Origin of the sequence: Okeania sp. (assembly GCF_035285525.1) — a bacterium.
Taxonomy (GTDB): Bacteria; Cyanobacteriota; Cyanobacteriia; order Cyanobacteriales; family Microcoleaceae; genus Trichodesmium.
Genome location: NZ_JAYKGW010000215.1, coordinates 1 through 26,403, shown reverse-complemented (window position 1 = coordinate 26,403; position 26,403 = coordinate 1). Strand labels below are relative to the sequence as shown.

The following is a 26,403-nucleotide window of genomic DNA, read 5'->3' as shown; positions in this document are numbered from 1 at the left end:
GGGGCAGGTTGATTAATAAATATAGAAAGTCAGCATTAATATTCCTAAACCTGCCCCCCAAAGTCAGAGTCAAAAAATCTAGGGGCAGGTTGATTAATAAATATAGAAAGTCAGCATTAATATTGCTAAACCCATCCCTTAAATCCAACGTTAATATTGCTAAACCCATCCCTTAAATCCAACATTAATATTGCTAAACCCGCCCCCCAAAATTCAACATTGATATTACTAAACCCGCCAAGTTAACCGTTAAAACTGCTATAACCTGTTTATAATTAGAATCTAGTTTGATCATTATTGCTCTGGAGCATAAGATTAAAAATAATGAGTAACTAATAACTGATAACTGATAACTGAAATGTCACCTATACCAACCAAACAAACCCTGAAATTTTATTTAGAAGACATTGAAACTCCTATCGGTAAAACCATTAACTTGATTTTACTCTTTTTTATTTTACTGTCTTCAGCCATATTTGTTGCAGAAACCTATCCAATTCCAGAGGAATTATTCAGGATATTAGAACTAATAGATGATTCAATTTTAGTATGTTTTGCTATTGAATACTTACTGAGATTTTGGCTTGCAGACAACAAAATAAAGTTTATTTTTAACTTTTTTTCTCTAATTGATCTATTAGCGATTTTACCAATATTTCCAGGAATTTTGGAACTTAGTTTTCTGAGAATAATCAGATGGTTCCGAATTTTAAAACTAATTAGATTTCTGAAATTTCAAATCTATATATTTCGGATTGGTACAGAAGATGGAGTTATTTTTGCTAGGATATTATTAACATTATTTTCAATAATTTTTATCTTCTCTGGTTTAATTTATCAAGTAGAACATTCTGTCAATCCTAAATCATTTAAAACTTTTTTAGATGCTGTATATTTTTCAGTAGTCACAATGACAACTGTGGGATTTGGTGATGTAACTCCTATTTCAGAAAAAGGTCGTTTATTAACCGTATTAATGATATTAATAGGCATTAGTTTAATTCCTTCCCAACTTGGAGATTTAATTAAACAACTTCTAAAAACAACTAATAAAACAGAAAAAGTTTGTAGTCATTGTGGTTTTTATGCCCATGATATTGATGCTAAATTCTGTAAAATGTGTGGAACAGAATTGATAATGAATAACGAATAATTCTGGACTGATCCTAGAAACCCGGTTTCTTCAAGAAACCGGGTTTCTTTGCCTAGTTCATGGTTCTATTTTTCTTGGAATTTTGACTTTTCTTCAAGCTGCGTAATAAACTTTTCAATCTACCTAAATTAACTTCCTTACTACCATAACGCCATCCCACATAATCTCGTGAAATTTCTTCTACTATTTCTCCCTGTTCCCTGCTCCCTATTCCCTGTTCCCTGATATAATTACTATACTCAAAAGGCGTCTGAAAACCACGTTTAACTAATCCCTTGTCCGCCATTAAACTCAACATTTGTTGATAGATACTCTCCATCGGAGATAAACCAGCTAACCAACGACCATAACGCCACCTCCGCCAAAAAATATACAATAGCCAACCCAAAAAACCAAAGGCAGTACCTAAAATTAACCCCCCAAATATCCCTTGCCAACCTTTAGAAAATAAGGCAAAAAACCAACTAATAATTCCTAATATCCAACCGAATATTCCACCAATAAACTTTTCCAAAAAACCAGTTACGGGAGAAGGCAACCAACCAGCGACCCACTTCCAAAAAACCATTAAGACAGTAGTGGTTTGGTCTCCAAACCCTATTTCAATAGAGGGAGGAATTAATGGCATTCCCGGAATCGGATTAAAAGCGAACCATCCATATCCAGGAAAATATACCTCAGTCATCATATAAGCATCCGTATTTTTTACCACATATAAACCAGTAAAAGGATTAAATTCTCCAGGAGCATAACCACCAACTAACCGAGCCGGAATCCCAATAGAACGTAACATTATTGTCAGAACAGTCGAAAAATGGTCGCCATAACCACCCGTAATTTTTTCCCCTTCCAAACTATTTTCATAACCGAATAAAAATGCCGAAACTAAATCTTCACCTTCCGCTAAAAATGGCGGTGATTTCTGAAGTTTATAATTAGGGTTTTGCTTCAGATATTGTGCTAAATAAAGTACTTTTTCGTAAACAGAATTAATAGGTTGACTATCTTTAGCAACCTTATTTTTATTAGCTAAAATTTCCTCAGTTTTTTGTCTAACTTTTTCAGCAATTTCCGGAGGAATTTGTAAATAATATTCACTAATATTTTGGGGATAATTTGTTCCTGCATCACCTAAAATAGTCCGGTCTCGATAAGGAACATCAGAAATTACTGTATAGGTTAAACCCTCTCGAAGTTCTAGGGGAGAACGCAAATTTCCATCAAGGTCAATTGCTATTTTTTCGGTGGGAAAATATACTTCTTTAGCTTCATATAAAGCCGGAATTAAATTTGGTAACTGAGAAACTACTGTATAACTTTGAATAACTTCCTTGGTTTCATTTTCATAAATATTTTTCCGTTGCCAATTAACATGAAATTGATAAGACCAAGGGGGACGATTTAAAGTAATAACTTTATCATTTCTCGAAATTTCCCAACCTTCACCAGTGTATTTATCAAAAGCTAAAACTCGCCAAAAACCTTCAGCTTGCGACCTAACTCGCATGACAACTTGAGGATTTAATTGCCCCCGTAAATTTTGATTTATCTTAGTATTAAATCCATAATAATAAGTAGTATCTAAAGTTCCCGGACCTGATTCAGGATTTGTTCCATTTCCACTTCTAGAACCATCTCCACTACCACTACCCTGACCAATATAACCAGGGTTACTAATAGTTTGCCCGTCAAAGTTGCTGATATCAATGTTAATGGGAGAGCTGATAGGAAAAGTTCGTAATTGATAACCAGGCAACCTTGGTAAAAAAGCAAATATTGTCATACCCAAGCCAATAATTACTAACAATAATATTGTTAATCTTTGAGGAGATAAAGTAGCACTTAATAGAGAAATTTTTCGTCGCTGTTTTAGCTGAGAATTTTCTGATTTATGGTGAGAAATGCTTGACTCTTGTAGTGAGGTTGGATGCAACGTCCCTACTAACCGAGAACGGTAATCTAATATTAGACAAGGAATGGCTATAACAACAAATAGTAATAAGACTGGTCCGTAGGTTAAAGTTTGACTAATGGTAGCTGCAACTCCTAATAATATTAATCCGATAACCATAGAATAACCCAGGTCTTTGCGCCTGGGTATATCAAAACTATGTAATACTTGAAGTTGGATTAATAATTCAGCTAATATGAGTCTAGTATCACTTAATTGAGTAATTAATTTGCTCAAAAAATTAGCCAATGCTAATAACATTCCGATGGATAAACAAAATTTAATTGGTATATTCTTTTTGTAGCGATTGTACCAACTCCAAATTGCGCCGACAATGCTTAGGGGTGCTGCCCAAAGTGTTAAAGGTAGTTCATCTGTTGCTACCCCGGCAGCCACATCAACTGCTAATATTCCTACTATTACTAATGCTTGTACTAATATTCTTAATAGAATAGAATTTTCTGGTACTGGCTTTGATGATGGATAATTGATAATGGATAATTGATAATTAGAAAGAATTTTCATCTTTAGAGTGGTTGATAATTAGGTTTTGCTGATTTATCGGGAACCGTAAAAGTTTTTTATTTGAGGGGAGGAGCCAAAATCTAGAATGCAGAACCCAGGAGGAATAATAATCATAGAAGAGGTAGCCAGAAGAATCTTACTCTAATTTTTTACCCCTCGAAATGCCCAAAATCCTATATTTTTAAGCTCGAATCACCTAAAAGCTGGTACTTTATTAGTGTCTATAAATGCTGAAAGCAATGCTCGTAAACACTTTGATAAATAATTCAGCAAGCCCTAATTAACAATTAATAATTAGGGGGGAAGTTGATAATTAACAATTAATAATTACCGGAAGTTTTTCTGATTATAATTTAGAAATTAGGGAGATTATATAGTTAACGACTAATTGTTGATAATGTTCATTGTTAATTATTTACTTAGGTGCGTTGACAATTAATAATTAACAAATTAATAATTAGATTTAGACGTAGTTGTTGTCATTATCCATGATCAATTATCCATTATCCATTACTCAGACAAACAGTAAATTTTAACGGCTCTTCCCAGTCTAATAACTTAATAGTTAGTTCATATTTTTGCTCTGGTTGAGGGTTAAATATTTCCACTCGTAAAGTACCGGGAGCATAACTTTGAGAAATTGTTTGATTTTCTCCACCTTGCAGTTTGAGACTTGCTGCTGCTGGTAACTCTCCCTTGATTCTCAAAGATGCAGCAGAACTGTCTTCAGGAATAGAATATTCAGCCTCGATATTAATCCAACCCAGAGTAGTTTCCCATTCTCTGGTGACTACCGACTGGTTCAAATGACAATTCAAAGTTAAAGACTCTAAAATTTCTTTAGCTGCCAGTAAAGACAATAACATTTGTTGTTTTGGGGTTGCCGTATCATAACTGGCGACTTGTATGGGAACTTCTCCATCACGGGCTTGACCTAACAATACTAACCCAGCTAAACTATTGAGAGATTGAGACTGCCCAGGGAATAAATTCTCTACAGCTCTAACCAACCTAATACCAGGCAGTAGGTCAGAAGTTGCCTTCTCTTGACAAGACTGCAAAATTTCAGTAAACACAGAATCCGTTAAAGGTAAAGATAAGTTCCTCCACTTAATATTTTTTATCTGTGATACCCACAAACTAACCTGGGAAAACCAATCTACCGTTCTCGATAAATCCGTATCAACCTCTGGATATTCCATAGTGCATCCCGGTTTTTCCCAAGGAAATAGTGGTGGTTTAGCCTCTATCTCGGCTTTTAGTCGTTTTTTTAATAATGACTCGAAACGATTATACACAGTTGGTACTTCTCCTAGTGTAGTTGGTGGACCTTCGTCATAGTAGGAAAAGTCTATTTCTTCCGACTCCAGTGGATCCAGTTCTGACCACTGTTCTTCAATGCTGATTACAGTTTCCAATTTATCCATAGATTTTCGACTACCCCCTAATGTTGATATTTCTGTAGAATTTGGTTCAGATAATAACCAATCAAAGAACTTTTCCTCAAAAGTTTCCACCTGTTTATTCGTTTCGTTATTCATCAGTTGATGCCCCTGCTCCGGAACTTGAACGATTTCGTATTTCCCAGGCAATTTCTAGTATTCTATACCACTTTTTCTTAACCTGGTTAATTTTGCGACCTAATGTCTTAGCGATCGCCTCGTCAGAAAGGTTCTGTTGCTTTAATTCTAGCAAATTCTGCTGTTCCGAATCAATTTGCTGATGCAAAGTTTCCCATTCTGTGGGAGTTAACCCTAAGTTCTGCTCTAGGTCTGCTTCTAACCATTGATGAACCAGTTCCCACCGATGTCCCATAGCAAACTTGAGTAAGTGGTATTTAAACCGTTGTTGTAAATAATCCCTCTGTCGAGGAGTCAGACCTAATATCTTCTCTATTTCTCCGGTAGACAAATCTTGTAAACGGAGAGCAAAATAGTCCGCACAATCAGGTTGTTGACGTTCCTCTAGATAGGCCATTAATTCTGCAATCACAGTCTGACGCAAAGAACCAATATCATTACCAGGGTCTTGGGCAACCATAGCCTCTCGTACCTGCTGCATAGACCCATCGGGCCGAGAATCAGAATCAGAAATTGCTCCCTCTGCTGCTTGGTCAATATCCACAGACGTTTCTCTTGGTTGTTGTTGAGAAAACGTTTGTGCCCGCAGAATAATCAATTGTTGACTGCGACCACCAGACAGGGGAATGCGCCTTTTGCCATAACGTTCAATAAATGCCATGTACTCCGCTACTTGTAACAAAGTACGAGGGGTATAGCTTGCTGGCAGTTGAGACTCTCGCCGAAGCGCACTTAAACTCTCCAGATAAAACTGTTGGAGGAAGTCCTCTATCAGATTTACCTTAGCCTGATAACTTGATTGGACTTGGGGAGGAGTAATATATCTATAAACAATAGCACTGAGGGTGCTATGCAGTTCTGTTCTCCCTTCTCTGGAACCAAGTTTGTAGTAGTGTATACATCGTCTCAAGCGATGTTGGGCTAAATTCTTAGCCCATTTGCCTACTTCTCCAGTAGCTTGAATTCTTTTACTTTCTGTGCAAATTCTGTCTACTTCCTGTCTAATGCGCTCTGCCACCTCTTGACACTGTTGTTTACAAGCATTAGTAGACTGTTGAAGTTCATCTAGGAGTAGCTGGAATATTTCTTGACTAACTGGGTAATTTTCCCCCATCATTCTTTATAATAATTAATTAACTAGGGAACAGGGAGTAGGGAGTAGGGAAGTACGGGAGTAGGGGAGTACGGGAGTAGGGGAGTACGGGAGTAGGGGAGAAAGATAGACTCGCGCGAGGATCATGCTCGCACTAATCTACTTATAAAGGTTCCTGGGTTTGCCTAGAAAAAAATGTTCTATTTTCAACCATTCCCAAATCTCTCTCCTCCCCCACTCCTTCCTCCTTCCCCACTCTTTCCTCTTCCCTACTCCCTACTCCCTACTCCCTACATCCTAATCTTATGGACTTAGAACAACAAATCCAAACACTTATTAAAAACGCACCGCAGGATGGTAATACACCAAAAATTGTGGAAGCGATCGCACCAGGCTTAAAACTATTAGCTGAACAACTGAAACATTGGCAATACTATATCTTGCAAACTTCCTCACAAAATTGGGTTTTAACTACTTTAATAAGTAAGTCTGGAGTAGAAAAACGGGTTATTTACGCCTTTCCCAATTTAAAAGATGCCTCATTATCTATTTCCGAAGACAACATTGTGGCAGTACCAATACCAACCATTCATATCCTATTTCAAATGATAGCAATTCAACCATTAGATAGCCTGATCTTCTTTGAAAAAGCTGGTGATTTAACAACCGCCACCGAGGTGAAGAGAGAGGATGTCCAAAAACTGATAAACGTATATCTTAGGCAGTATCAAGCATCCTCTACTTCCAACCCTAGCAAAATTCCTCCAGATATTACTTAATAACTATTCATTATTGATTAACTTCGTTTTGACGTTGTAGAAAAGAGGGCGGGTTTAGGTAAATCTGAGATTAACCAAGGAAATCTCTGTTCAAACCCGCCCCCAAGTAATTATCAATTGAAATAGTAGGGGCGGGTTTCCCTAGGGATTTAAGAAAGGTTCATAAACTGAAAAAAATCCGCCCCCCCACAGAATTTTTCATCAACCCGCTCCCCCTGACATTTAACGCCAATACCACATTTTGACGTTGTAGACAAGAGGGCGGGTTTAGATAAATCTGAGATTAAACAGGGAAGTCTCTGTTCAAACCCGCCCCTAGGTAATTATTAATTGTCAATTGAAACAGTAGGGGCGGGTTTCCTTAGGGGTTTAAGAAAGGTTCATAAACTGAAAAAAACCCGCCCCCCTTTTTCAGTTATCAGTAGAGAGCGAAACATAATCTGGGCTTTTGATTGCCAAAAGTAGCGATGCCCTGAAATAACTAAGCGGGTTTCCCCAGGGATTGTAGGGGCGGGTTTCCCTAGGGATTTAAGAAAGGTTCATAAACTGAAAAAAACCCGCCCCCCGCCCCCACATCTAGGGTTTTTCATCAACCCGCCCCCCACATTTAACGCCCATACCATATTTTGACGTTGTAGAAAAGAGGGCGGGTTTAGGTAAATCTGAGATTAACCAAGGAAATCTCTGTTCAAACCCGCCCCTACTATTGCTTCCAACCCTAGCAAAATTCCTCCAGATATTGTTTAATAATTATTCATTATTCATTATTCATTACCCGTGATATTTAATACAGCCTACTTAAAACATAGTCAGCAAGATTAATCAAAGAGATACGAGAATCACAGTCTGGCAAAGAATCTAAATGTTTAACCGCCATCTTCGCGTGTTGAGTAGCCAACTCTTGAGACCTGGCAATACCATTACTATCCTTAATCAATTGGATGGCCTCTTCTAAATCACCATCTTGAGCCAACTCTCTTTCCAGTAATTTTTCTAAGCCTGGCTTTTCTGCAATAGCATACAATGTAGGTGCTGTCAAGTGGCCACTTTTCAGGTCAGAACAGGCTGGTTTTCCTAATGATTCTGTAGCGCTAGTAAAATCTAATATGTCGTCTACTATCTGGAATGCTAAACCTAGATATTTACCATAGTAGTACATATTCTGGGCTTGTTCTGGTGAGACATCACTGATAATAGCCGCAGCTTTGGAGCTATTAGCAATCAAAGAAGCTGTCTTATAATAGCTCTTTTCTAAATATGCTTCGATAGATAAATTAGTATCGAATCTATGGAGTCCTTGCTGAATTTCTCCCTCCGCAAGGTCCATAATTACTTCTGAAAGCAGTTTTACTACTTCTAGATTATCTAAATTAGCCAAGTACCAAGATGATTGGGCAAATAAGAAATCTCCTGCTAGTACCGCAACCCGATTGGTAAATAAATTATGAACGGTGGGGACACCTCGGCGAATTTCTGATTCATCTACTATATCATCATGAACCAAACTAGCAGTATGAATCATTTCTGTAATTTCTGCTAAACGACGATGCTTAGATTTAATTTCCTCCTGTCCTTTACTGGCCTCCCTTCGGGAGGACATAGTAGCTCGTGAAATTAATAGGACAATAGCTGGTCTGACCCGTTTTCCTTGGACACGGAATAGGTGTTCCGCAGCCGCGTATAGTATGGGATGACGCGCACCTACCAATTCCGTTAAGTTATTTGTTAGCAGTTGTAGATCTGCTTCTACTGGAGAGAATAAGAGAGTAGTAGTAGTCATATCAGTTATTTATCAGTTATCAGTTATTAGTTCTGACCCTAAGTCAGAAGTTGGAAATACTGAAGTTTGTTTCTCTTGGTCGATTGGATATGGGAAAGAAACCTCTCCATGCCACCCTACGGGAAGTTCCGCTTTTCATGTCGGCGTAGCCGTTTCGCTGCGCGACAGAGATATAAAGCGGAGCTTTGCGGAGCGCAAAACGACCGCTTTTTATTTCCTTACCCTTAAAAGGGAGAGGCTTGAGACCTTATTTGTTGGTCATAGATTAGCTAGTAAAGCTACAAGTTAACAAAATTTTACATATTATATTCTTATTCTAAGCTAACTCTCCTTAATAGAGGAGAGTTACAAATATTGACAGCCAAATAAAATCTTTTTTAAAAAAAAATATAAATTTATACCAGTCTCGTGATTGAGATTGTGTCTAATTGTTAAGCAAAGTCCCAAATCTCCTATACAAATAGAGTGAATTGTGTTAACATAGCAGTGTTAACTTTTAGTAGTTAAAATAATTCAAGAGAGATAATAAAAGATACTATATTTATACTTGAATTAAAAGAGTTAATATCTACTCTAGCCATCTAATCTATTGGGACAAATATTTAAGAACCTTGAAAATGGGATATATACTATTCAGCCCAATACGATTATTTAATCAAGATGTAGTTTCAGGCTTTTAATATTTGTTTAGATTGTAACGCAATCTGGAACTTTCTACGGAATAATCAGCGTTTCTGGGTCTAAGCACGGAAAGTCTGGTTCTCGAAACTTCCTAAATATTGTCGGTTAGAAAAAGTTGTACACAATATGTTGTATGAATTAGTGATTAGATGTATGATGATAATAAACATATAGGGGATTCATAAAAGTAAAATTATAGTACAAATATGATATACAAGATGTTTGTGCGACAAAGATTTGAACATTAATATTTGTACGTCATTTATTTAGAATCCGTTGTAAGTTGAAAACTGCATAATATGAGCGAGGTATATTTGCAGATAATTTAATTGCAGAAGTAGAGCTAACTTACTTTTCTAAAGCTTAGGGATTATTAGGTAAAAAAACCTGATTTTCAGCTTATACAATTAGAAAAAAGGAATATGGTAGCTAGAAAAGACTTTTAAATTTATAGTATTTAATCATTCGTTCATATTAAAAATACCTAATTCTCTAAGTATTTTTTTTGAGTAATATTTATATACTTAAAATCGATCTATTTCAGGGTTATATTTACTACAATTATGACTTGACTTATTGTAGGGGTTTGGTCTCCAAACCAATCGTGTAAATCGGATTTGAAAATCAAATCTCTACAGTTTTTTTTGTCACAAATCGTTTGACGTCGCTATAGTATTAGTAGTTATTGTTATCGGCAATAGTTGGTAATTAGTAATAGTTTAAAGTCGTAAGCATTCAGCTATTGGCTTTCAGCTAGCCTCCTGGGGAGTAACTGCGCAATTCAGCAATAAAGACCTCAACTTTAAGGGCGAGACTTAAACAAGTATATACTTAAAAACTAGCTTTTGTATTCAGATAAAATTTCTGATTGATCGGGAACCGTAATAATAAAGCTTTGATCAAAAACTCAAAGTAATAGCTGATAGCTGATAGCTAACGGCTGTTTGCGTAGCATGACCCAGGAAATGCTTACTTCAAGTCAAACCTAAATTCTCCAGATACTAATTTTAGAGAGTACCCAAGTAGAGGGGAACTCCGTCAGGGTAAATACATTTGAACTGACATAAATAAAAATATCTACAAACGGAACTGTATTGAACAGCAAATTCTCTCCAGATGAAAGTTGAATTTTTTTTGAATAAATAAATTTTTCAACTCTAAAAATAAAGTCAAAATAACTTCTGTATTTAGATTTTATTTAATTGATAGTAATACCTAAATGCAAGTTATTTTAGTTATAGCAATCCTAGATAAATTGTAATATTTTATTGTAGGATTTTGGTTTCTCAACCAAGCGCATATATTGGATTTGGAAATCAAATCTCTACAGTTTTTGGTCACAAATCATTGAGAATTACTATACTTATTAATTCTCTCAAAACGCTCTTCATCACTTAATTAAACTATGAATTATAATCACATTCCTTTTATCATTCCTATTCTAGCAACTGCTTATGTATTGACTGTTTATGTACTTTTAGCATTAGCTCAACGAGCTACAAGAATCACAAAAAACAAAGGTTGACAATTAAGGTATTCCCGACTCTATAACTAATTTACATTACAGCAAATATAGCAATCCCAAATCAGTTATAAGATTTGATCGTAGGGGTTTGGTCTCCAAACCCAATTAATTAATAATAATAAGAGATTTGGAGACCAAAACCCTAAAGTTTCTTTTCAAATGGACTTTCCCTTCTGGGAAGGGTGACAGCGGTTTTCATTTTAGTAAACCACAGTAGGGACTCCCTCATGCAAAGTCCCTAGAATATTTTGGTTATGGTGATGTGGTTTATCGATTTTAAAAGCGCTGTAGGAGTGGGTTGACTCCCTACTCCCTACCAAACGCAAAAAGACTTTTTTAAAGACTCGAAAAAGTGGAACTTTTTCATATATAACTACCAAAAAGTCAGGATATTAGGGAGGCCAAGCCTACAAAAATCAAGGAAAAATTATTCCCCTGACTATCTCTATCTTCTCACCCTCCCCACACTTATCACCTTAGCAAACCCTAAATAGAAATGGGTTGGTCTAAAAGAGCTGATAAAGAAATTTCTTGTAACTCTATTGGTCTATAGCCTAACCATTGTAATGATAAATCAGCAAATTTTTCAGGGGAAGCAGTAACTATAAATTTTGTTGGTTTTGGTGTCTTGTCGTTTTGTAAATTCATAATTTCTAACTTTTTAGCAGCTACTTCAACTAAATAAACTGCGGGGTCTACAAAATTTACAGATTTAGGTAATATTGACCGTAATATTGGTTCTAAATAAGGATAGTGAGTACAACCATAAACTAATGTATCGATTTGTTGCTGTATTAAAGGCGTCAAATATTCTTCTGCTATCTGATATGTGTAAGGATCATGTAACTGATTTTGTTCTATTAATGGTACGAAATAGGGACAACCGACTTGCCAAACTTGAACAGAAGGATCTGCTTCTAAGATAGCATGACGATAGGCATTACTAGCAGCAGTTGCAGGGGTAGCAATAACACCTATTCTTTTTCCTTGTTTTACTGCAGCATTAGCTCCAGGTACAATTAAACCTAAAATAGGAATATCAAATTTCGATTTGACTTTTTCTAAAGCTAAAGCTGAACTGGTATTGCAGGCCATTAATACCATTTTAACTCCACATTTGACTAGCCACCCGATAATTTCATTTGTAAATTGTAAAATTTCTTCCTGAGTTCTTGTACCATAAGGTAATCTTGCTGTATCACCAAAGTAAAGAACAGATTCGTTTGGTAACTGTTTATATAGTTCTCTTAAAACAGTTAACCCTCCTATCCCACTGTCAAAAATTCCTATTCTTTTTTGTCTGGTTTCAGTAGTCATTATTTCGGTGTTGACATAAATCAATAATTCAATTCCTTAGTGTAATTTATGTCTACTAAATTTAATTAAATTTTTTGGTAGGGAGTAGGGAGTAGTAAAGAGTCAAGAGGAACAAGGAGTTTTAGAGGACATACACGGTTCCCGATAAATCGGAAAAATTATCCCTTGACTTGGGTATCCCAATATAACCAAAATACTCACTTGAGCAGCCAAAAGGGGCGAAAATATGGTACTTTTTTAAGTCGTAAAAAAGATGAAACTTTTATCTGTCAACTTTTTCACATTTAATCAGTAAACCCTACTTAATATTAATCAAGTTGAGGCGAAAAAATCGGATGGGGAGTATATAGCAATCCTAAGTAGGTTGTGACAAATCAAAAACTCTAAATAAACTCCGAAACTTATTGCCCATTGCTTATTCCCCATTCCCGAAAAGTGGTAAGATTTTTATACACAAATAAAATAGGATTGCTATATATTTAACTTGAGAATTATATAATTACTATATAATAAATTATTTATAGCAGGACTGACGTAGAGGCACTATATGTGTAAGTCCTGCTATAATCTAAGTTTCGCAATAGAGACTAATATTAGCCTACAAATTCTGCTCTAGCTGGTTTGTCCGCAGGTACTTCTGCACCCTTGAGGTAAGCTAATACTGTATCGGCATCGGATACTTCAAATGGATCATCTCCATAGTTGTCAGCAAAACCTGGTTCAACAAACATCTTTTCGATTTTGCAGTCATTAACAACCATTGCATAGCGCCAAGAACGCATACCAAAACCAATATTGGACTTATCTACTAACATTCCCATTTTACGAGAGAACTCTCCATTACCATCTGGTAGTAAGAATACATTTTTAGCACCTTGTTGTTGACCCCATTTGAACATCACAAAAGCATCGTTTACTGATAGACAGATAATTTCATCTATTCCTTGTGCTTTAAATTCATCATATAGTTCTTCATAACGAGGTAAGTGAGTAGATGAGCAGGTTGGTGTAAAAGCACCAGGTAAAGCAAATAATACTACACGCTTACCACCAAAAATTTCTTGGGTGGTTTTGTCTTGCCAACGGAAGGGATTTGGTCCTTCAACAGATTCATCACGGACACGAGTTTTGAATACTACGTCAGGTACTTGCTCAATAGCCATAACTTACCTCTGGATAATTTAATAAATTTGAAATTTTATTTTTATCAGTTTTTACTGATATAACTCAGAATAATTCTTAAATAAGAATATGTCAATGATTTTGAAGAAAAAATTTTATTTTCGAGTTTTTTGGTGATAATGTTATGAACTATGGTAAAATGTAAGATTGTATAGTTTTGTGGATAGTAGAAATTTAGGGAATAGGGAACACTTAGAGCTTGCTGAAAAAAAGCAGAGTGTGGGAAGTATGATTTACAAGGGTAAGTTTTTCAGGTCTTACTGTCAGAACCGGGGAGACTGGAAAACTTGGGGGACTAGAGACACGGAGACGCAGAAATAGTCTAAAATGAGATAGTTTGCTGATCTAGATATAAAAGTGTTTACATACAAAGGTATTGGAGTTTTTAGGTTGTGAAAAAGTACCAGCTTTTCAGTTAATAGAGCTAGAAAAGTGAGTATTTTTGGGTAACGCGAGGCAGAAAAATTAAGGTGCTATTCTTCTAACTAATTTGCACTTTTTTGACTCCAAAAATACTAAAAGCTTTACCTATAAAGATTTCGATATTTAATTAGTAAACTCTACTTACTTTATAGGGAGAATAAATAAAGTACCTTAAATTATTAGGTTTTAGGTTAAAATCAATAAATTTTATTCTCTTGATAATATTTTAAGTAAAATATTTTTAAGATTTTTATTAATTATAGTGGCTAATTTATTTTCCTTATTTTACCAGAAATTACTAACTTGATATCCTAAATTATTGAGCATAACTCGGAATAGTGGTAGGCTTAAACCTATGACATTTGTATGACAACCTTCTATCTTTTCAATAAATAAACCACCTTTGCCTTCTATGGCAAAACAACCAGCACATTTAAGGGGTTCTTTAGTGGCAACATAAGCTTCTATTTCTTGATCGTTTACGGGAGCAAAATGAACTTTTGTCATTCGACACAGTACGATAGTTTTATTTTGAAATAAATCAATTAAAGCATGACCTGTATATAATTTACCTACTTGACCACGCATTTTTTGCCAACGAGCGATCGCTTCTTTTGCATTAGCAGGTTTACCATAAATTTCATCTTCAATAACTAATACTGAATCACATCCTAAAATTAAATTTGATGGTCTTTCAGATAGGTTTTTTTTGATTAGGGAGTTAGCTATTGTTTCTGCTTTAGCTTGAGCTAATGTTTCTACTAATTTTTTTGGTTTTGTTAGTTTAACTATTGATTCATCAAAGTTACTAGGTATAACTATAGGGTTAAAGCCAACAGTTTGTAATAAGCGAAGTCTTGCTGACGAAGATGAAGCTAATATTAGGCTAGGAGTTTCCATATTTAAAAGTAGGAATAAGGAAGAATAAGAAGTAAGAAGCAAAGTAGATAAGTCGAGAACTCAATACAGTTTACTTAAAGATTTTTTCTGGTAATATAAGCCTAGAAATATTCTAATTTTTCCATTAATCATGGTTTTGAGAAGCTAGAGGTTTTTATGATTGTTTGCGTAGCATTCCGTAGGAAAAGCTGACAGCTAATAATTGAATATTTACTTTAGTGTTATCTGAACTGTATTGAACTATAGACTATATCTACTAAGAATTTTTTTTACATTTTCAATCTGGAAAATTTCTAGTCTTGACTAAGATAAAATTGTCAGCATTAACCAAAAAGAATAACTGTTAGTTAATGGCTAAATACTTACTTTTAATAAACAAAGAAAGAATTAATAACTTGCTTAAACTTATCATGCACTTTTTGCCAGCGCTGTTCGGTAGCAGAAATATTAATAGTAAAAAGTTTGCCCCGACTAACTGCTACACTTGCTAAATTATGACGTTCTCTTCCATCATCAAATTTAACAGCATATTCTAGTTGATAATATGTTTTAGCTTTATAATCTCGTGTTTCAGCATTGACTAATTCTGCTTCTCGACCTGAGTCTTCTGGTGCAATGGCATTTTTACTTAGTTTATATCCTACTTCTGTTGGAGTACCTAAGTCAGTCAAAGTCTTTTCCTCAGGTACTGGACTAATAACTATACTAACATTCTCAGTAGACTCAATTAGGTCATGGAAGACTACATCTGGGCCATCAGAAACTTTTACTTGGAGCCAACCATTAGGATAAAGGAACTCATAACCATCGGTTGTATCGACAAAGCTTTGAAGTCCACCACCTAAAGAAGCACAACTTGTTAATGTGAGGGCGATCACTACTAAACATAAGGCCAAAAATTTTTTTAACATTTTCTTTAATCTAGATTCTAAATAACTGGAGTTGGATTGAGTTTTTTCCTATAAGATCTATTGTCTCATTAAATGTTAATTAATTTAAAAATTTTGTGAATTTAATCTAATTTAGTAAGCATTTAGTTATCAGCTATTAGCTATCAGCTTCATTAATAGGAAGTCAAAAAAATGGAGAGTAGATAAAATTTACTGTGAAAATCAACTCATTTAATTTCTGAAATAATTTCGATTATTGGTTGATATATATTGGTTCAAAGTTGAATATTTACAATTCTTTTTTATAGCTAAGAAAGAATTGCCTAAAACATAGACTGATTATGAATACAACACTAGGAAATATTTTTTTTAACTATTCCTTCTTCTCTGTTCCCTCTTTCCTGGGATACTAATTATTCTTCTATCAAGATGCTGCAAAAATATAATTATAATTCCTGCACTTATGGCAATTCCTAACCAAAAATTTCTAACTATAATCTCTGTTTTATCTAATACCCATCCTCCTAATAGCGGTCCGATTGAAAATCCAATTGCCCAACATTGAGCATTAATTGCTAAATAAATACCACGCAAAGACTTAGGTGCAAAATCTGCAACTAAAGCAGCAGCAGAAGGGGTATAAGAAATAATGGCAATAGCCAGTAAACTTAAAGCGAAAATAACCCAGAAAATATGACCTATTTCTACTGTATTAGAAATGCCTATAGCTAAAAATCCTGTTCCCCATAAAATTGCTGAAATTATTAATGCTTGAGGATGACTGAAATTGCTTAATTTTCTGGCTACTGGTAATTGAAATATAACAGTTAAGGCAGTATATCCAGTAAACATAATGCTGATAATTAGTGGTGAAAATTTTACTAAAACAAAGTTACTTAAATATAAAGGTATTGTGCTGTGAATTTGAGAAATATAGAAAGTAAAAAAGATATTTACCACTACAAAAATTATTAGATTTTTATCGCTGAAGGCTTGCAACCAACCATTAATACTTTTATTTTTATCTGTTCGTAACTCTGACAAATTTGGTTTATAACTTTCCTTCATATATAAGTATATAACTGCTGTAAAAATTAGGGATGAAATAGCATGAACTATAAATAATGCTCTATAAACACCTGTAAAATTTACTATTATTCCACTACCAATAACTCCTAATTGTAAGCCGATATTATCTGCTAATGTTGCAACAGCATAAGCTTGTTGGCGTTCAGTTGGTGTTGTTAAGTCTGCCACTATTGCTTCAATTGCCGGCCAATATAATCCTATACCTAATTCAAGTAATAATTTACCTATAATGACAGTATGAAAATTATGAGCTGTGGCGATAAAAACTGAAGCTAATGCAGAAATAATGGATGATAATAATAAGGTTTTCCGACGACCAAATTTTTCAGAGTCAGAAAATGAACCGCCAAGAAAGCGACCAATGATTCCAGAAATTTGAGAACTGCCTAAAGCAATACCTACTGAAGTGGCAGATAAACCAATTTGATTGACAAAAAAAATTGATGTATAAAATAATGTAAAACCAGTACCAATTTGAGACAATAATCTACATAAGGCTAGGGTGAAAATTTGTCTGTCTAGGTTAGGAACAAATTTGGATATCACGGATTTTTTTAATGACATAAAGTTTATAGGGAGTTGTGCAAAGTTAATTTCCTAATTGAGAGATTAAAGATTTAACAAGGAAGGGAAAACAAGAAATTAAAATAATGTGTAATTAATTTTGCGTAGGAAATTATATTATTTACTATTTTGAGTAATATTTATTTCTAGATTTGAAATTTTTCTAACCTATTTAGTATTGCTAGATAATGAGATAATAATTGGCGAGCTACTTTATTATATTATCAAATAAATTATCACTTTTTCTGCATTAATGAAAATATGTTGTACTAAGGTTTAATCATGGTTCAATTAATAAAACTTTTATTTAAATAAAAAGCTGTAAGTATTCAGATATTAACTGTTGGCTCTTAGTAAAAAGAGGGAGTTTAAATGCCATATACATTTTTTGTAGTTAAGATTTAATTATGATTCAATTAGTAAAGCTTTTATCTCAAACTAAAAGCAGTAGCTATTAACGCAGTTGATCCGCAGGAAGCTTGCTGATTGCTAATGGCTAAATGCTTACAAATATACTATTTTATTGGTGTAAAAAATTTAGTTTATTTTCTATAAAATTTGACAGAAAAGAAATGATAATTTTAGAGCATATTTCTGGTTTTTGAATTGTGACAACCAATTTCAAATTGCTATAAAATTTTTATGTTAAATACGGAAATTTCTTTCTATAAACAAAATAATAGGAAACAGGGAACGGTAAAAAAAGGGTGTATCTCAATTTTGAATAAAGCCAAAAATTTGTCGCTTTTAGAGAACAGGGAACAGGGAACAAGGAATAGGGAATCAGGAATAAGAAAAAAGTATTTTTGCAAATATGAGATGTACCCAAAAAAAAGGAAAACACAATTAAATGCTAGATTTAAATAATAATTAGTCGATACTCAAGGCAATAATTTTATGAGAAAAAACTCTATCTAGATTTACATCTGATTTGAAGTAACTATTCAGCTTTCAGCTATTAGCTATTCTCCTGGGGAGGAACTTCGCAATTGAGCTATTAATTGTAGAGAAGGTAAAATAACCCTTGAAATTGAGAAATAATAAAAATTTAATGTCGAGGTTTCCTTCCTAAAGCTCAGAAGTAATGAATAATTACTAATTGCTGATGGCTGACTGCTAATAGCTAAATACTTACGATTTAAAAATTCTATAATACTAAAAATAACAGTGAATAGCTAATAGCTAATGGCTGAGTTTTTAGGTTGATAGCTGATAGCTTAATCTTAAAATATGACAAGCTTCTATAAATAAAAAAAAGCTATTTTTTCCATCTTTTATCAAGTGAAAAATTTTTACAGGTTTAATAATCGTTCAGTAGTTGTTAATATGTAATTTGGAAATAATTTTGAATTAATTTTAATGATTAATTACCTGAAAGGAAAAATAGCTGATATTTATAAAGGAAATAGTTCTCGTGTAACTCTAATTTTAGAGATTAATCAAATAGGTTATGAATTGCAAATTATACCTAGGTTGACTCAAAATTTACAACCAGGAGAAGATACCAAAATTTTTACCCACCAACAAATCAGAGAAGACCAAATAATATTGTATGGTTTTGGTACTTCCGCAGAAAGAGACTTATTTCGTCAATTAGTCAGCGTTAGTGGTATTGGGGCACAATTAGCGATCGCTCTTTTAGATACTTTAGAATTACCAGAATTAGTTCAAGCTATTGTGGGGGGAAATACTCGTGTATTGGCCAAAACTCCGGGGGTAGGTGCCAAAACGGCAGAACGTATTGCTTTAGAATTAAAAAATAAATTGGCCGAATGGCGACAAGATGCTGGTTTAGCAACTTCAGTACCAGTGGGAGTTACACCTGCTATTCAAGAAGAGGTAGAAATGACCTTATTAGCTTTGGGGTATACAGGTCAAGAAGTAATGCAGGCATTGCAAGCTGTTAGTAAAGATGCTAATATGTCCAAAAATACAAATGCGGAAGATTGGATTCGGGAAGCTATTAGTTGGTTGAGTCGTTCTACTCAATTATAAAAGACTTATATTGGTATTTCTCGGAACCAACAAATTATGATATAATAAACGATTGTGGAAATTTTTAGAAAAATTAGTACAAATTAAACATAATGGCTCTCAAACAACAGCGTAAACAAGAGATTATTGGTGAATATCAAACCCATGATACGGATACAGGTTCAGCAGATGTTCAAGTAGCAATGCTGACAGAAAAAATTAGTAAATTAAGTGCTCATTTAAAGAATAATAAACAGGACTATTCATCTCAGAGGGGTCTATTAAAAATGATTGGTAAACGTAAGCGTTTATTGACATATATTCAGAAACAAAGTCAGGAACGTTATAAAGGATTAATTACTCGCCTTGGTATTAGAGGTTAAAAATCAACCCCAAAAAAAGGTTTCAAGGCTTCTCTTTTTAAGGGGATGAAAAGAAATAAATTCAGTATCTTAATCCCCGATATTATAGGCAGAGGTACTGATAAATTTTAACTGAAATAATTTATTCAGGAACGTTATAAAGCATTAATTACTAGCCTTGGTATTAGAGGTTAAAAATCAACCCCAAAAAAAGGTTTCAAGGCTTCTCTTTATTAAGGGGATGAAAAATAAATACAGTATTTCAATCCCCGATATTCTACCGATATTCTAGGTAGAGGTGCTGATAACTGATAACCGATAACTGCTATTCTAGGCAGAGGTACTGATAAATGTTAACTGAAATGATTTATTCAGGAACGTTATAAAGCATTAATTACTCACCTTGATATTAGAGGTTAAAAATTAATTGACCAAAAAATAAAGTTTCAAGCCTTTATTTTTCAAGGGGATAAAAAATCAATCCAGTATTTCAATCCCCGATATTCTAGGTAGAGGTGCTGATAACTAATAACTAATAACTCCTATTCTAGGCAGAGGGACTGATAACTGTTAACTGAAATAACTTAATCAGAAACTTTATAAAGGATTAATTACTCACCGATATTAGAGGTTAAAAATTGACCAAAAAATAAAGTTTCAAGCCTTTATTTTTCAAGGGGATAAAAAATCAATCCAGTATTTCAATCCCCGATATTCTAGGTAGAGGTGCTGATAACTAATAACTAATAACTGAATAACTGAATAACTGAATAACTGAATAACTGATAACTGCTTATGGCTCCAAAATCATCACGCAATAGTTTACCTTTTGAACCTGCTAAAAGTCGGAAAAAACAAGGTAAAAAATCATCTGCTTCACCTAAAAAACAGGTGACAGAAAAACAAAATCATCCTCAGAATATCGATCGAGATAATATCAATCAAAATGCTAAAAGAGCAAGAGGAAATAATTCTATTCCTGAAGTAGTTAGTAGACGGATGATAACCCGTATGGTTTTATTATCTGGTACGCCTCTACTATTTTCTGTGTTAACTTTTGTTTTTAGCTACTTCATCATTGCAAATGATATTTTTGTATTGCCAAACCAAGCAGTTTTGCTAGTTAGTACGGGCTTTTTTGGTTTAAGTGTTGTTGGTTTGAGTTATGGTCTTTTTTCTGCGTCTTGGGATGAAGATAAAAAAGGTAGCTTATTAGGCTTACAAGAAGTAAAAATTAACTTTCAAAGGATGAGAGAAGCTTGGAAAGAAGCTAAATCAAAAAATTGATTTGTTAAGCTATTCAGTCGTCAGCTATTGCTTGATAAGTAGTCGTGCAAAATTATTTGTATATAATTTCACCTCGAAGTCTGATAAAGTGAAAAGTTAATGCACAATTAATTTTACTTAAGCACTTAGTTTGTGACAAAGCTTTTTCATTTTAGAACGAAAAATTACTACAAAAGCAAGTTTTAATATCTATAATTCTTCGTTTAAACATTCTCATTAATCGGTAAGCATTTCCTGCGGAATGCTGCGCAAACAGCATTCCGCAGTCAGCTATCAGAAGAGTGCTTTAGTTAGTTAGTGATCAAAGCAATATTTATATAGAGAAACGAAAAATATTGCTAAAAAAGTCAGCTCCAAAGTCTATGTTCATTTAAACTTCGTCCTTCAGCAGTATTATTGCTGATAGCTGATAACTAATAGCTGAATGCTTACCTTAAGCTTGACATTTTTATTGCTGATAGCTGACAGCTAATAGGTGAATGCTGACAAACTATCATATTAACTTCGTTAAGAAATTGCTATAATTTAACATTTAAACTTAAGGTCAAGATAATCTTAGTTGAATCTACACTTATTTAACAGCAAAAAACAAAAATGATTATAGTAACTAAAGTTGGTTCTCCAGAAATAGAGGTAGATCGTCTTTGTAACGAACTCGAAACAAATTGGGGTCTGACTCCAGAAAAAATTGTTGGACGCTATAAAGTTGTCATTGGTTTAGTAGGAGATACGGCAGACCTCGATCCATTACAACTACAAGAAATGAGTCCTTGGATCGAACAAGTAATGCGTGTCGAACGTCCTTACAAACGAGCAAGTCTAGAATTTCGTCACGGAGAAGCTAGTACCGTAATGGTATCTACTCCTAATGGACCTGTACCCTTTGGCATCGAACACCCTCTTGTTGTAGTTGCTGGACCTTGTTCCGTAGAAAACGAGGAGATGATTATAGAAACTGCCCAACGAGTGAAAGCTGCTGGTGCTAAGTTCCTCCGTGGAGGTGCTTATAAACCTCGTACTTCTCCTTATTCTTTTCAGGGACATGGTGAAAGTGCTTTAGGTTTGTTGGCAGCAGCTAAAGAGAAAACTGGCCTGGGTATTATTACAGAGTTAATGGATTCTGCTGACTTACCCATATTAAGCGAAGTGGCAGATGTACTGCAAATTGGCGCTCGTAATATGCAAAATTTCCCCCTCTTAAAAAAGGTCGGCGCTCAAGATAAACCTGTACTTTTGAAGCGGGGAATGTCTGCAACTATCGAAGAGTGGTTAATGGCCGCAGAATATGTTTTAGCAGGGGGCAACCCAAATGTAATTCTTTGTGAACGGGGTATCAGGACATTTGACCGTCAGTACGCTCGTAATACTTTGGACTTGTCTGCCATACCAGTTTTGCGTTCTCTAACCCATTTACCGATTATGATTGACCCTAGTCATGGTACTGGCCGAGCTGAATACGTCCCATCAATGGCCAAGGCAGCTATTGTGGCCGGGACAGATTCTTTGATGATTGAAGTCCATCCAAATCCGGCCAAGGCTCTATCAGATGGTCCTCAATCTTTGACTCCTGATAAATTTGATAGGTTAATGGAGGAAATGGCAGTTATTGGTCAAACTGTTAACCGTTGGCCAAAAACAGAGCCTGTTTTGGTGTAGTTAATTTTGCTCAAAAGTTTGGTTAATTCTTTGTGCAATGGTAGTAAAGAATTAACCAATTTTTAAATAGGGTTTGCGCTTCTTCAGTCTTTTTGTTGACGTAGGGAATAGGGAATAGTTAAGAATCAAGATGAATAGGGAATTATAGAAGAGGTGTTTGTTCATAATAGCCCCTTAATTTTTTCCCATAGTTACCATAAAATACTAACTTTTTGATTTTTCGGGAACCGTGCTTTTTTAACTGAAAAACTGGTACTTTTTCTATACCTAAAAATCCTCTAATATTTATTTGTCAATGCTTTGATATTTAATCAGCAATACCTAATTAATTACTTATGGTGAAAACCGATAATATTGAATCAAGTAAGGAAGTATTATTTATTTTTTCTTTTGAAAAGGAAAAGTATTAAAGTTCTGGGAATTAATAAGGATTTGCTGATAAAATCGGAGTGTGGTTAGTGTGGTAAGGCAGACAAAATAGGAAGAATTGTTCATTTATATTTATCTGTTTTTCTACCTTTGATTCTAATTTTTTGGTCACTCAAACTGAAAAAAATGCACTTTTTTTTAGCTGTAAATATTTTGAGGTTTAATGAGCAAAACCTAAATTATTAATTATTAATTATTAATTACTCCCTTCCCGGTGGAATATTTCCTATAAGATAGGTTGGGTTGTAGCTTGTTGACCCGTGGCGGTACGAAGTAAAACCCAAGGTCTGTGTTGGGTTTCGTACCTCAACCCAACCTACAGTCTGAAAAAAATGCACTTTTTTTTAGCTGTAAATATTTTGAGGTTTAATGAGCAAAACCTAAATTATTAATTATTAATTACTCCCTTCCCGGTGGAATATTTCCTATAAGTATAAGGTAGGTTGGGTTGTAGCTTATTGACCCGTGGTGGTACGAAGTAAAACCCAAGGTCTGTGTTGGGTTTCGTACCTCAACCCAACCTACAATCTTTCTAAATTATCAATTATCAATTATCAATTGTTTCTTAAAGACTGAGCCAGCAAATACAGTTTAGTCCATTCACTAATAACTTTATTAGTTTTCGTGTTTAACTTTTGAGCAATTTCCTCTATACTTAAACCAGACTTTAAAGCTTCAATTAAATTACGCTGCTCAGAATTGAGATTTTGCCAATATTCTTGCCATTGAGTAGAAGTCAACCCCAAACCATGCTCATTCAGAGAAATTTCTAGCCAACTAGCGATTAATTCTGGTTTTTGTTTTAGGGCAAAAACACGAATTGCATGATAACTAACTTTTTCCCTTAACCTATATACCTGTTTGACCGTCAGATTGAGAACTTTCGCAATTTCTTCCTGAGTATTACCTTTAACATAAAGTTTTAACCATTCCGCTGCCTTTTGGTCAACTTTTTCCGCCAAATACTTCTCAAACTCCTCTTGGACTTTAGACCGAAGTTGATGTTGTTGGTCCATCGCTTCTATATTCTGATACTCCGACGTCACCACAGCATCCAACAAACTTACTCGGTCTTCCGTATCATTAGGAGTAATATCCTCGGAAATAAATTTAACCCACTCTTTGACAGGTACTTGAGTCAGACCACCTTTTTGCATCCGATTTAGATAATTGAAAAATCTATAAACCAGTAAAGGTTGATTACGAATAGGTCTAACACAATATTCTTCCACATTAGCCAATAATAGAGAGTTTCGCAGGTTAGGATTTTTCGTACATTCGGCAATATGAGCCATTTGTTGTTGGAGGTGGCGATCGCTATTGAGAATCTCTTGGACTACTTCTTGAAGAACATCTATTACACTGCGTTGGCGATCGCGACTGGTATTTACCCAAGCTCGTATTTTCTGTCGCAACATTACCAAACCACTCAAACGCTGCATTAAGTTTTTATAAGCTCTTTCTGGAGGAACATCCAAATACCTTTGTCGCAAAATTCTGTACTGGAAGTCTATTCCCTTAGAGGCTATTTCCTGTTGAGTGGGGGTAAGAGTATCTAACCGACCTGGATTTTTTCCCAATAACCAACAAACAATACTATCATAAGTATCTGAATTATGATTTGGGTGATTTTCCTGGAGTTTAGTTTTCCACTCTTGTGCCAATGCTTGGGACAAGTTCATTCTATTTTTAATTCTAGATATTTAATTATAGGAAAAGGCCAGGTGTACCTTCGCCCCATTCTGCCAAAAGTTTCTTCTTTGCTATAGTATTCTAGCAACATTTCTGATATTTGAAGGGAATATCAAGTAAGGTGATTTAAGAATTAAAATATTCTCTCCCTTAAACTAAAATCTCCCCTAAATCCTAATTCTTAACTACTCCCTACTCCCTACTCCTTATTCCCTAATTAAGCAATAGCAAATTCAGTGTATTTTCTAACATCTGGAGGTTGAAAAGCTAAAACAATTTCACTACTAGAAACACCTTTAGCCATTAAGTCTGTAGCAATACCTTCTTCCGTCTAATCTTCCTCAATATAAATTTTTTCATTCTTAATTTGGATATGAACGTGAGTATATTTATGTCGTTTACTTCCTTCCCAATCTACCGTCAACCATAAATAATGGTCATGGGTTTCATCAAATACTAAACAAGTTTCACGTTTTTTATTAGGTGCTTGACAACCAAAATTATCATATGGCGATAATTAACTAATTTATCCATTTGATAATCTCTTCACCTTCCATGTTGACAATCAATAAATTTATTTAATTTAATTTCACTGTAGCTGCTATAGATTTTCTCTGAAAAAATATTTCATAAATCAATAGAGTTTGTTCAAAAAGTATTGTAGTAAAACAATGGAACAGGCAACAGTTTAGATTATCTGTTACGGCAAAATCATCTGATAGTTAAAGTCAAAACTTTACCATTTTGAGACGAAAACAGCTAAAAAATAATAAATTTTTTTGACCTACAAATACGTACTTTATTTGTCAATGCTTCTATATTTAATCAGCAAGCTATAATTAGTGAACGACTCATAAAATTATGAATTTCCATAATAATTTGACCGAAAAATTAAGATATAAATCCTCTTTATTCATCTAGAAAAAGCGGTTATTCAAGAAATTTTTTTTTATAAAAAGAAGTAGTTATTAATTGTTAATTATTAATTATTTCGGCATCTTCATATTCAATTTTATAGGGGTCGGCAAATTGTGCAACCATCTTTAATCAAAGTATTTTTAACAGAATCGTGATAAATATCTCTAGATGGCATATTGGTGTTGTAATTTTATTAGTAATTTTCATATTTATCCAACCTTTACCTTAAAAATAAAACTTTTTACCAAAGAAATCAAAAAAAACCGCAGACTCAGAAACCCGGTTTCTTTGTTTGTTTCTTTCTTTCTTTAGAATTAACCAAAAAAAAAGCCCTCCATATTTGGAGAGCTTTTTTCTCATTAATCAATCAGTTGAAGATTAACCCTTGATTGCTGGAGCTTCAACAGAAGCTAAGTCGAGAGGGAAGTTGTGAGCGTTACGCTCGTGCATTACTTCCATTCCTAAGTTAGCCCGGTTAATAATATCTGCCCAAGTGTTAATTACACGACCACTAGAGTCAATGATGGACTGGTTGAAGTTGAAACCATTCAAGTTGAATGCCATTGTACTGATTCCTAATGCTGTGAACCAGATTCCTACTACTGGCCATGCTCCTAAGAAGAAGTGTAAGGAACGGCTGTTGTTGAAGGAAG

At 34.4% G+C, this 26,403-nt stretch carries 17 protein-coding genes and 2 pseudogenes; 6 read left to right on the top strand and 13 right to left on the bottom strand.

Annotated features, from left to right (window positions below; translation table 11 throughout):
• Positions 1-358 precede the first annotated feature (358 nt).
• On the top strand, positions 359-1,153 hold the full coding sequence (locus VKJ25_RS20450; RefSeq protein ID WP_324238487.1) for an ion transporter: 795 nt from the start codon (positions 359-361) through the stop codon (positions 1,151-1,153).
• 52 nt (positions 1,154-1,205) lie between these two features.
• Here the strand turns inward: VKJ25_RS20450 and VKJ25_RS20445 are convergent, their stop codons facing one another.
• The 3 genes from VKJ25_RS20445 to hetZ form a co-directional block, all read right to left on the bottom strand.
• Positions 1,206-3,629: a DUF3488 and DUF4129 domain-containing transglutaminase family protein gene (locus VKJ25_RS20445; RefSeq protein ID WP_324238486.1), complete on the bottom strand. Its 2,424-nt coding sequence runs from the start codon at positions 3,627-3,629 to the stop codon at positions 1,206-1,208.
• A 503-nt stretch (positions 3,630-4,132) separates the two neighbouring features.
• Entirely contained in the window at positions 4,133-5,170 is a 1,038-nt protein-coding gene (locus VKJ25_RS20440; protein WP_324238485.1) for a hypothetical protein, read from the bottom strand.
• Positions 5,163-6,326 carry a heterocyst differentiation protein HetZ gene (gene hetZ, locus VKJ25_RS20435; protein WP_375340358.1) on the bottom strand — a complete coding sequence of 388 codons (1,164 nt, stop codon included), beginning with the start codon at positions 6,324-6,326 and terminating at the stop codon, positions 5,163-5,165. Before hetZ ends, VKJ25_RS20440 begins: the two co-directional genes overlap by 8 nt.
• A 281-nt stretch (positions 6,327-6,607) precedes the next feature.
• Here hetZ and VKJ25_RS20430 point away from each other — a divergent pair, with 281 nt between their 5' ends.
• Entirely contained in the window at positions 6,608-7,081 is a 474-nt protein-coding gene (locus tag VKJ25_RS20430) for a hypothetical protein (RefSeq protein ID WP_324238484.1), read from the top strand.
• A 784-nt stretch (positions 7,082-7,865) separates the two neighbouring features.
• Here VKJ25_RS20430 and sds read toward each other — a convergent pair.
• The 6 genes from sds to VKJ25_RS20400 all read right to left on the bottom strand — a co-directional run bounded on the left by sds (position 7,866) and on the right by VKJ25_RS20400 (position 17,432).
• Positions 7,866-8,861 (bottom strand): solanesyl diphosphate synthase, encoded by a 996-nt coding sequence (gene sds, locus VKJ25_RS20425; RefSeq protein ID WP_324238483.1) that lies wholly within the window; start codon positions 8,859-8,861, stop codon positions 7,866-7,868.
• A 2,692-nt stretch (positions 8,862-11,553) separates the two neighbouring features.
• Positions 11,554-12,384 (bottom strand): glutamate racemase, encoded by an 831-nt coding sequence (gene murI, locus VKJ25_RS20420; protein WP_324238482.1) that lies wholly within the window; start codon positions 12,382-12,384, stop codon positions 11,554-11,556.
• Between the two features lie 593 nt (positions 12,385-12,977).
• A complete protein-coding gene (locus VKJ25_RS20415) occupies positions 12,978-13,547 on the bottom strand; it encodes a peroxiredoxin (protein WP_324238481.1) in 570 nt (189 codons plus the stop codon).
• A 727-nt stretch (positions 13,548-14,274) separates the two neighbouring features.
• A complete protein-coding gene (locus tag VKJ25_RS20410) occupies positions 14,275-14,889 on the bottom strand; it encodes a nucleoside triphosphate pyrophosphatase (protein ID WP_324238480.1) in 615 nt (204 codons plus the stop codon).
• 368 nt (positions 14,890-15,257) lie between these two features.
• The gene (psbP, locus tag VKJ25_RS20405; RefSeq protein ID WP_324238479.1) at positions 15,258-15,800 is read right to left on the bottom strand and encodes a photosystem II reaction center PsbP; all 543 of its coding nucleotides are present in this window, start codon (positions 15,798-15,800) and stop codon (positions 15,258-15,260) included.
• Between the two features lie 348 nt (positions 15,801-16,148).
• The gene (locus VKJ25_RS20400; protein WP_324238478.1) at positions 16,149-17,432 is read right to left on the bottom strand and encodes an MFS transporter; all 1,284 of its coding nucleotides are present in this window, start codon (positions 17,430-17,432) and stop codon (positions 16,149-16,151) included.
• 1,359 nt (positions 17,433-18,791) lie between these two features.
• Here VKJ25_RS20400 and ruvA point away from each other — a divergent pair.
• From ruvA to aroF, 4 genes are all read left to right on the top strand, one after another.
• Positions 18,792-19,427: a Holliday junction branch migration protein RuvA gene (gene ruvA / locus VKJ25_RS20395; RefSeq protein ID WP_324238477.1), complete on the top strand. Its 636-nt coding sequence runs from the start codon at positions 18,792-18,794 to the stop codon at positions 19,425-19,427.
• Between the two features lie 92 nt (positions 19,428-19,519).
• On the top strand, positions 19,520-19,789 hold the full coding sequence (gene rpsO / locus VKJ25_RS20390) for a 30S ribosomal protein S15 (RefSeq protein ID WP_324238476.1): 270 nt from the start codon (positions 19,520-19,522) through the stop codon (positions 19,787-19,789).
• Positions 19,790-20,563: 774 nt separating this feature from the next.
• On the top strand, positions 20,564-21,055 hold the full coding sequence (locus tag VKJ25_RS20385) for a PAM68 family protein (RefSeq protein WP_324238475.1): 492 nt from the start codon (positions 20,564-20,566) through the stop codon (positions 21,053-21,055).
• Positions 21,056-21,649: 594 nt separating this feature from the next.
• Positions 21,650-22,711: a 3-deoxy-7-phosphoheptulonate synthase gene (gene aroF, locus VKJ25_RS20380; protein WP_324238474.1), complete on the top strand. Its 1,062-nt coding sequence runs from the start codon at positions 21,650-21,652 to the stop codon at positions 22,709-22,711.
• A 983-nt stretch (positions 22,712-23,694) separates the two neighbouring features.
• On the opposite strand, the gene VKJ25_RS20375 is transcribed toward aroF, so the two are convergent.
• The 4 genes and pseudogenes from VKJ25_RS20375 to VKJ25_RS20365 all read right to left on the bottom strand — a co-directional run.
• Positions 23,695-24,822: a HetZ-related protein 2 gene (locus tag VKJ25_RS20375; RefSeq protein WP_324238473.1), complete on the bottom strand. Its 1,128-nt coding sequence runs from the start codon at positions 24,820-24,822 to the stop codon at positions 23,695-23,697.
• 227 nt (positions 24,823-25,049) lie between these two features.
• Positions 25,050-25,307, bottom strand: a pseudogene (locus VKJ25_RS20370) (element excision factor XisI family protein); the annotation flags it as partial.
• A gap of 537 nt (positions 25,308-25,844) precedes the next feature.
• Entirely contained in the window at positions 25,845-25,925 is an 81-nt protein-coding gene (locus tag VKJ25_RS24740) for an element excision factor XisH family protein (RefSeq protein WP_375340359.1), read from the bottom strand.
• Between the two features lie 203 nt (positions 25,926-26,128).
• Positions 26,129-26,403: pseudogene (locus VKJ25_RS20365) on the bottom strand (photosystem II q(b) protein); the annotation flags it as partial.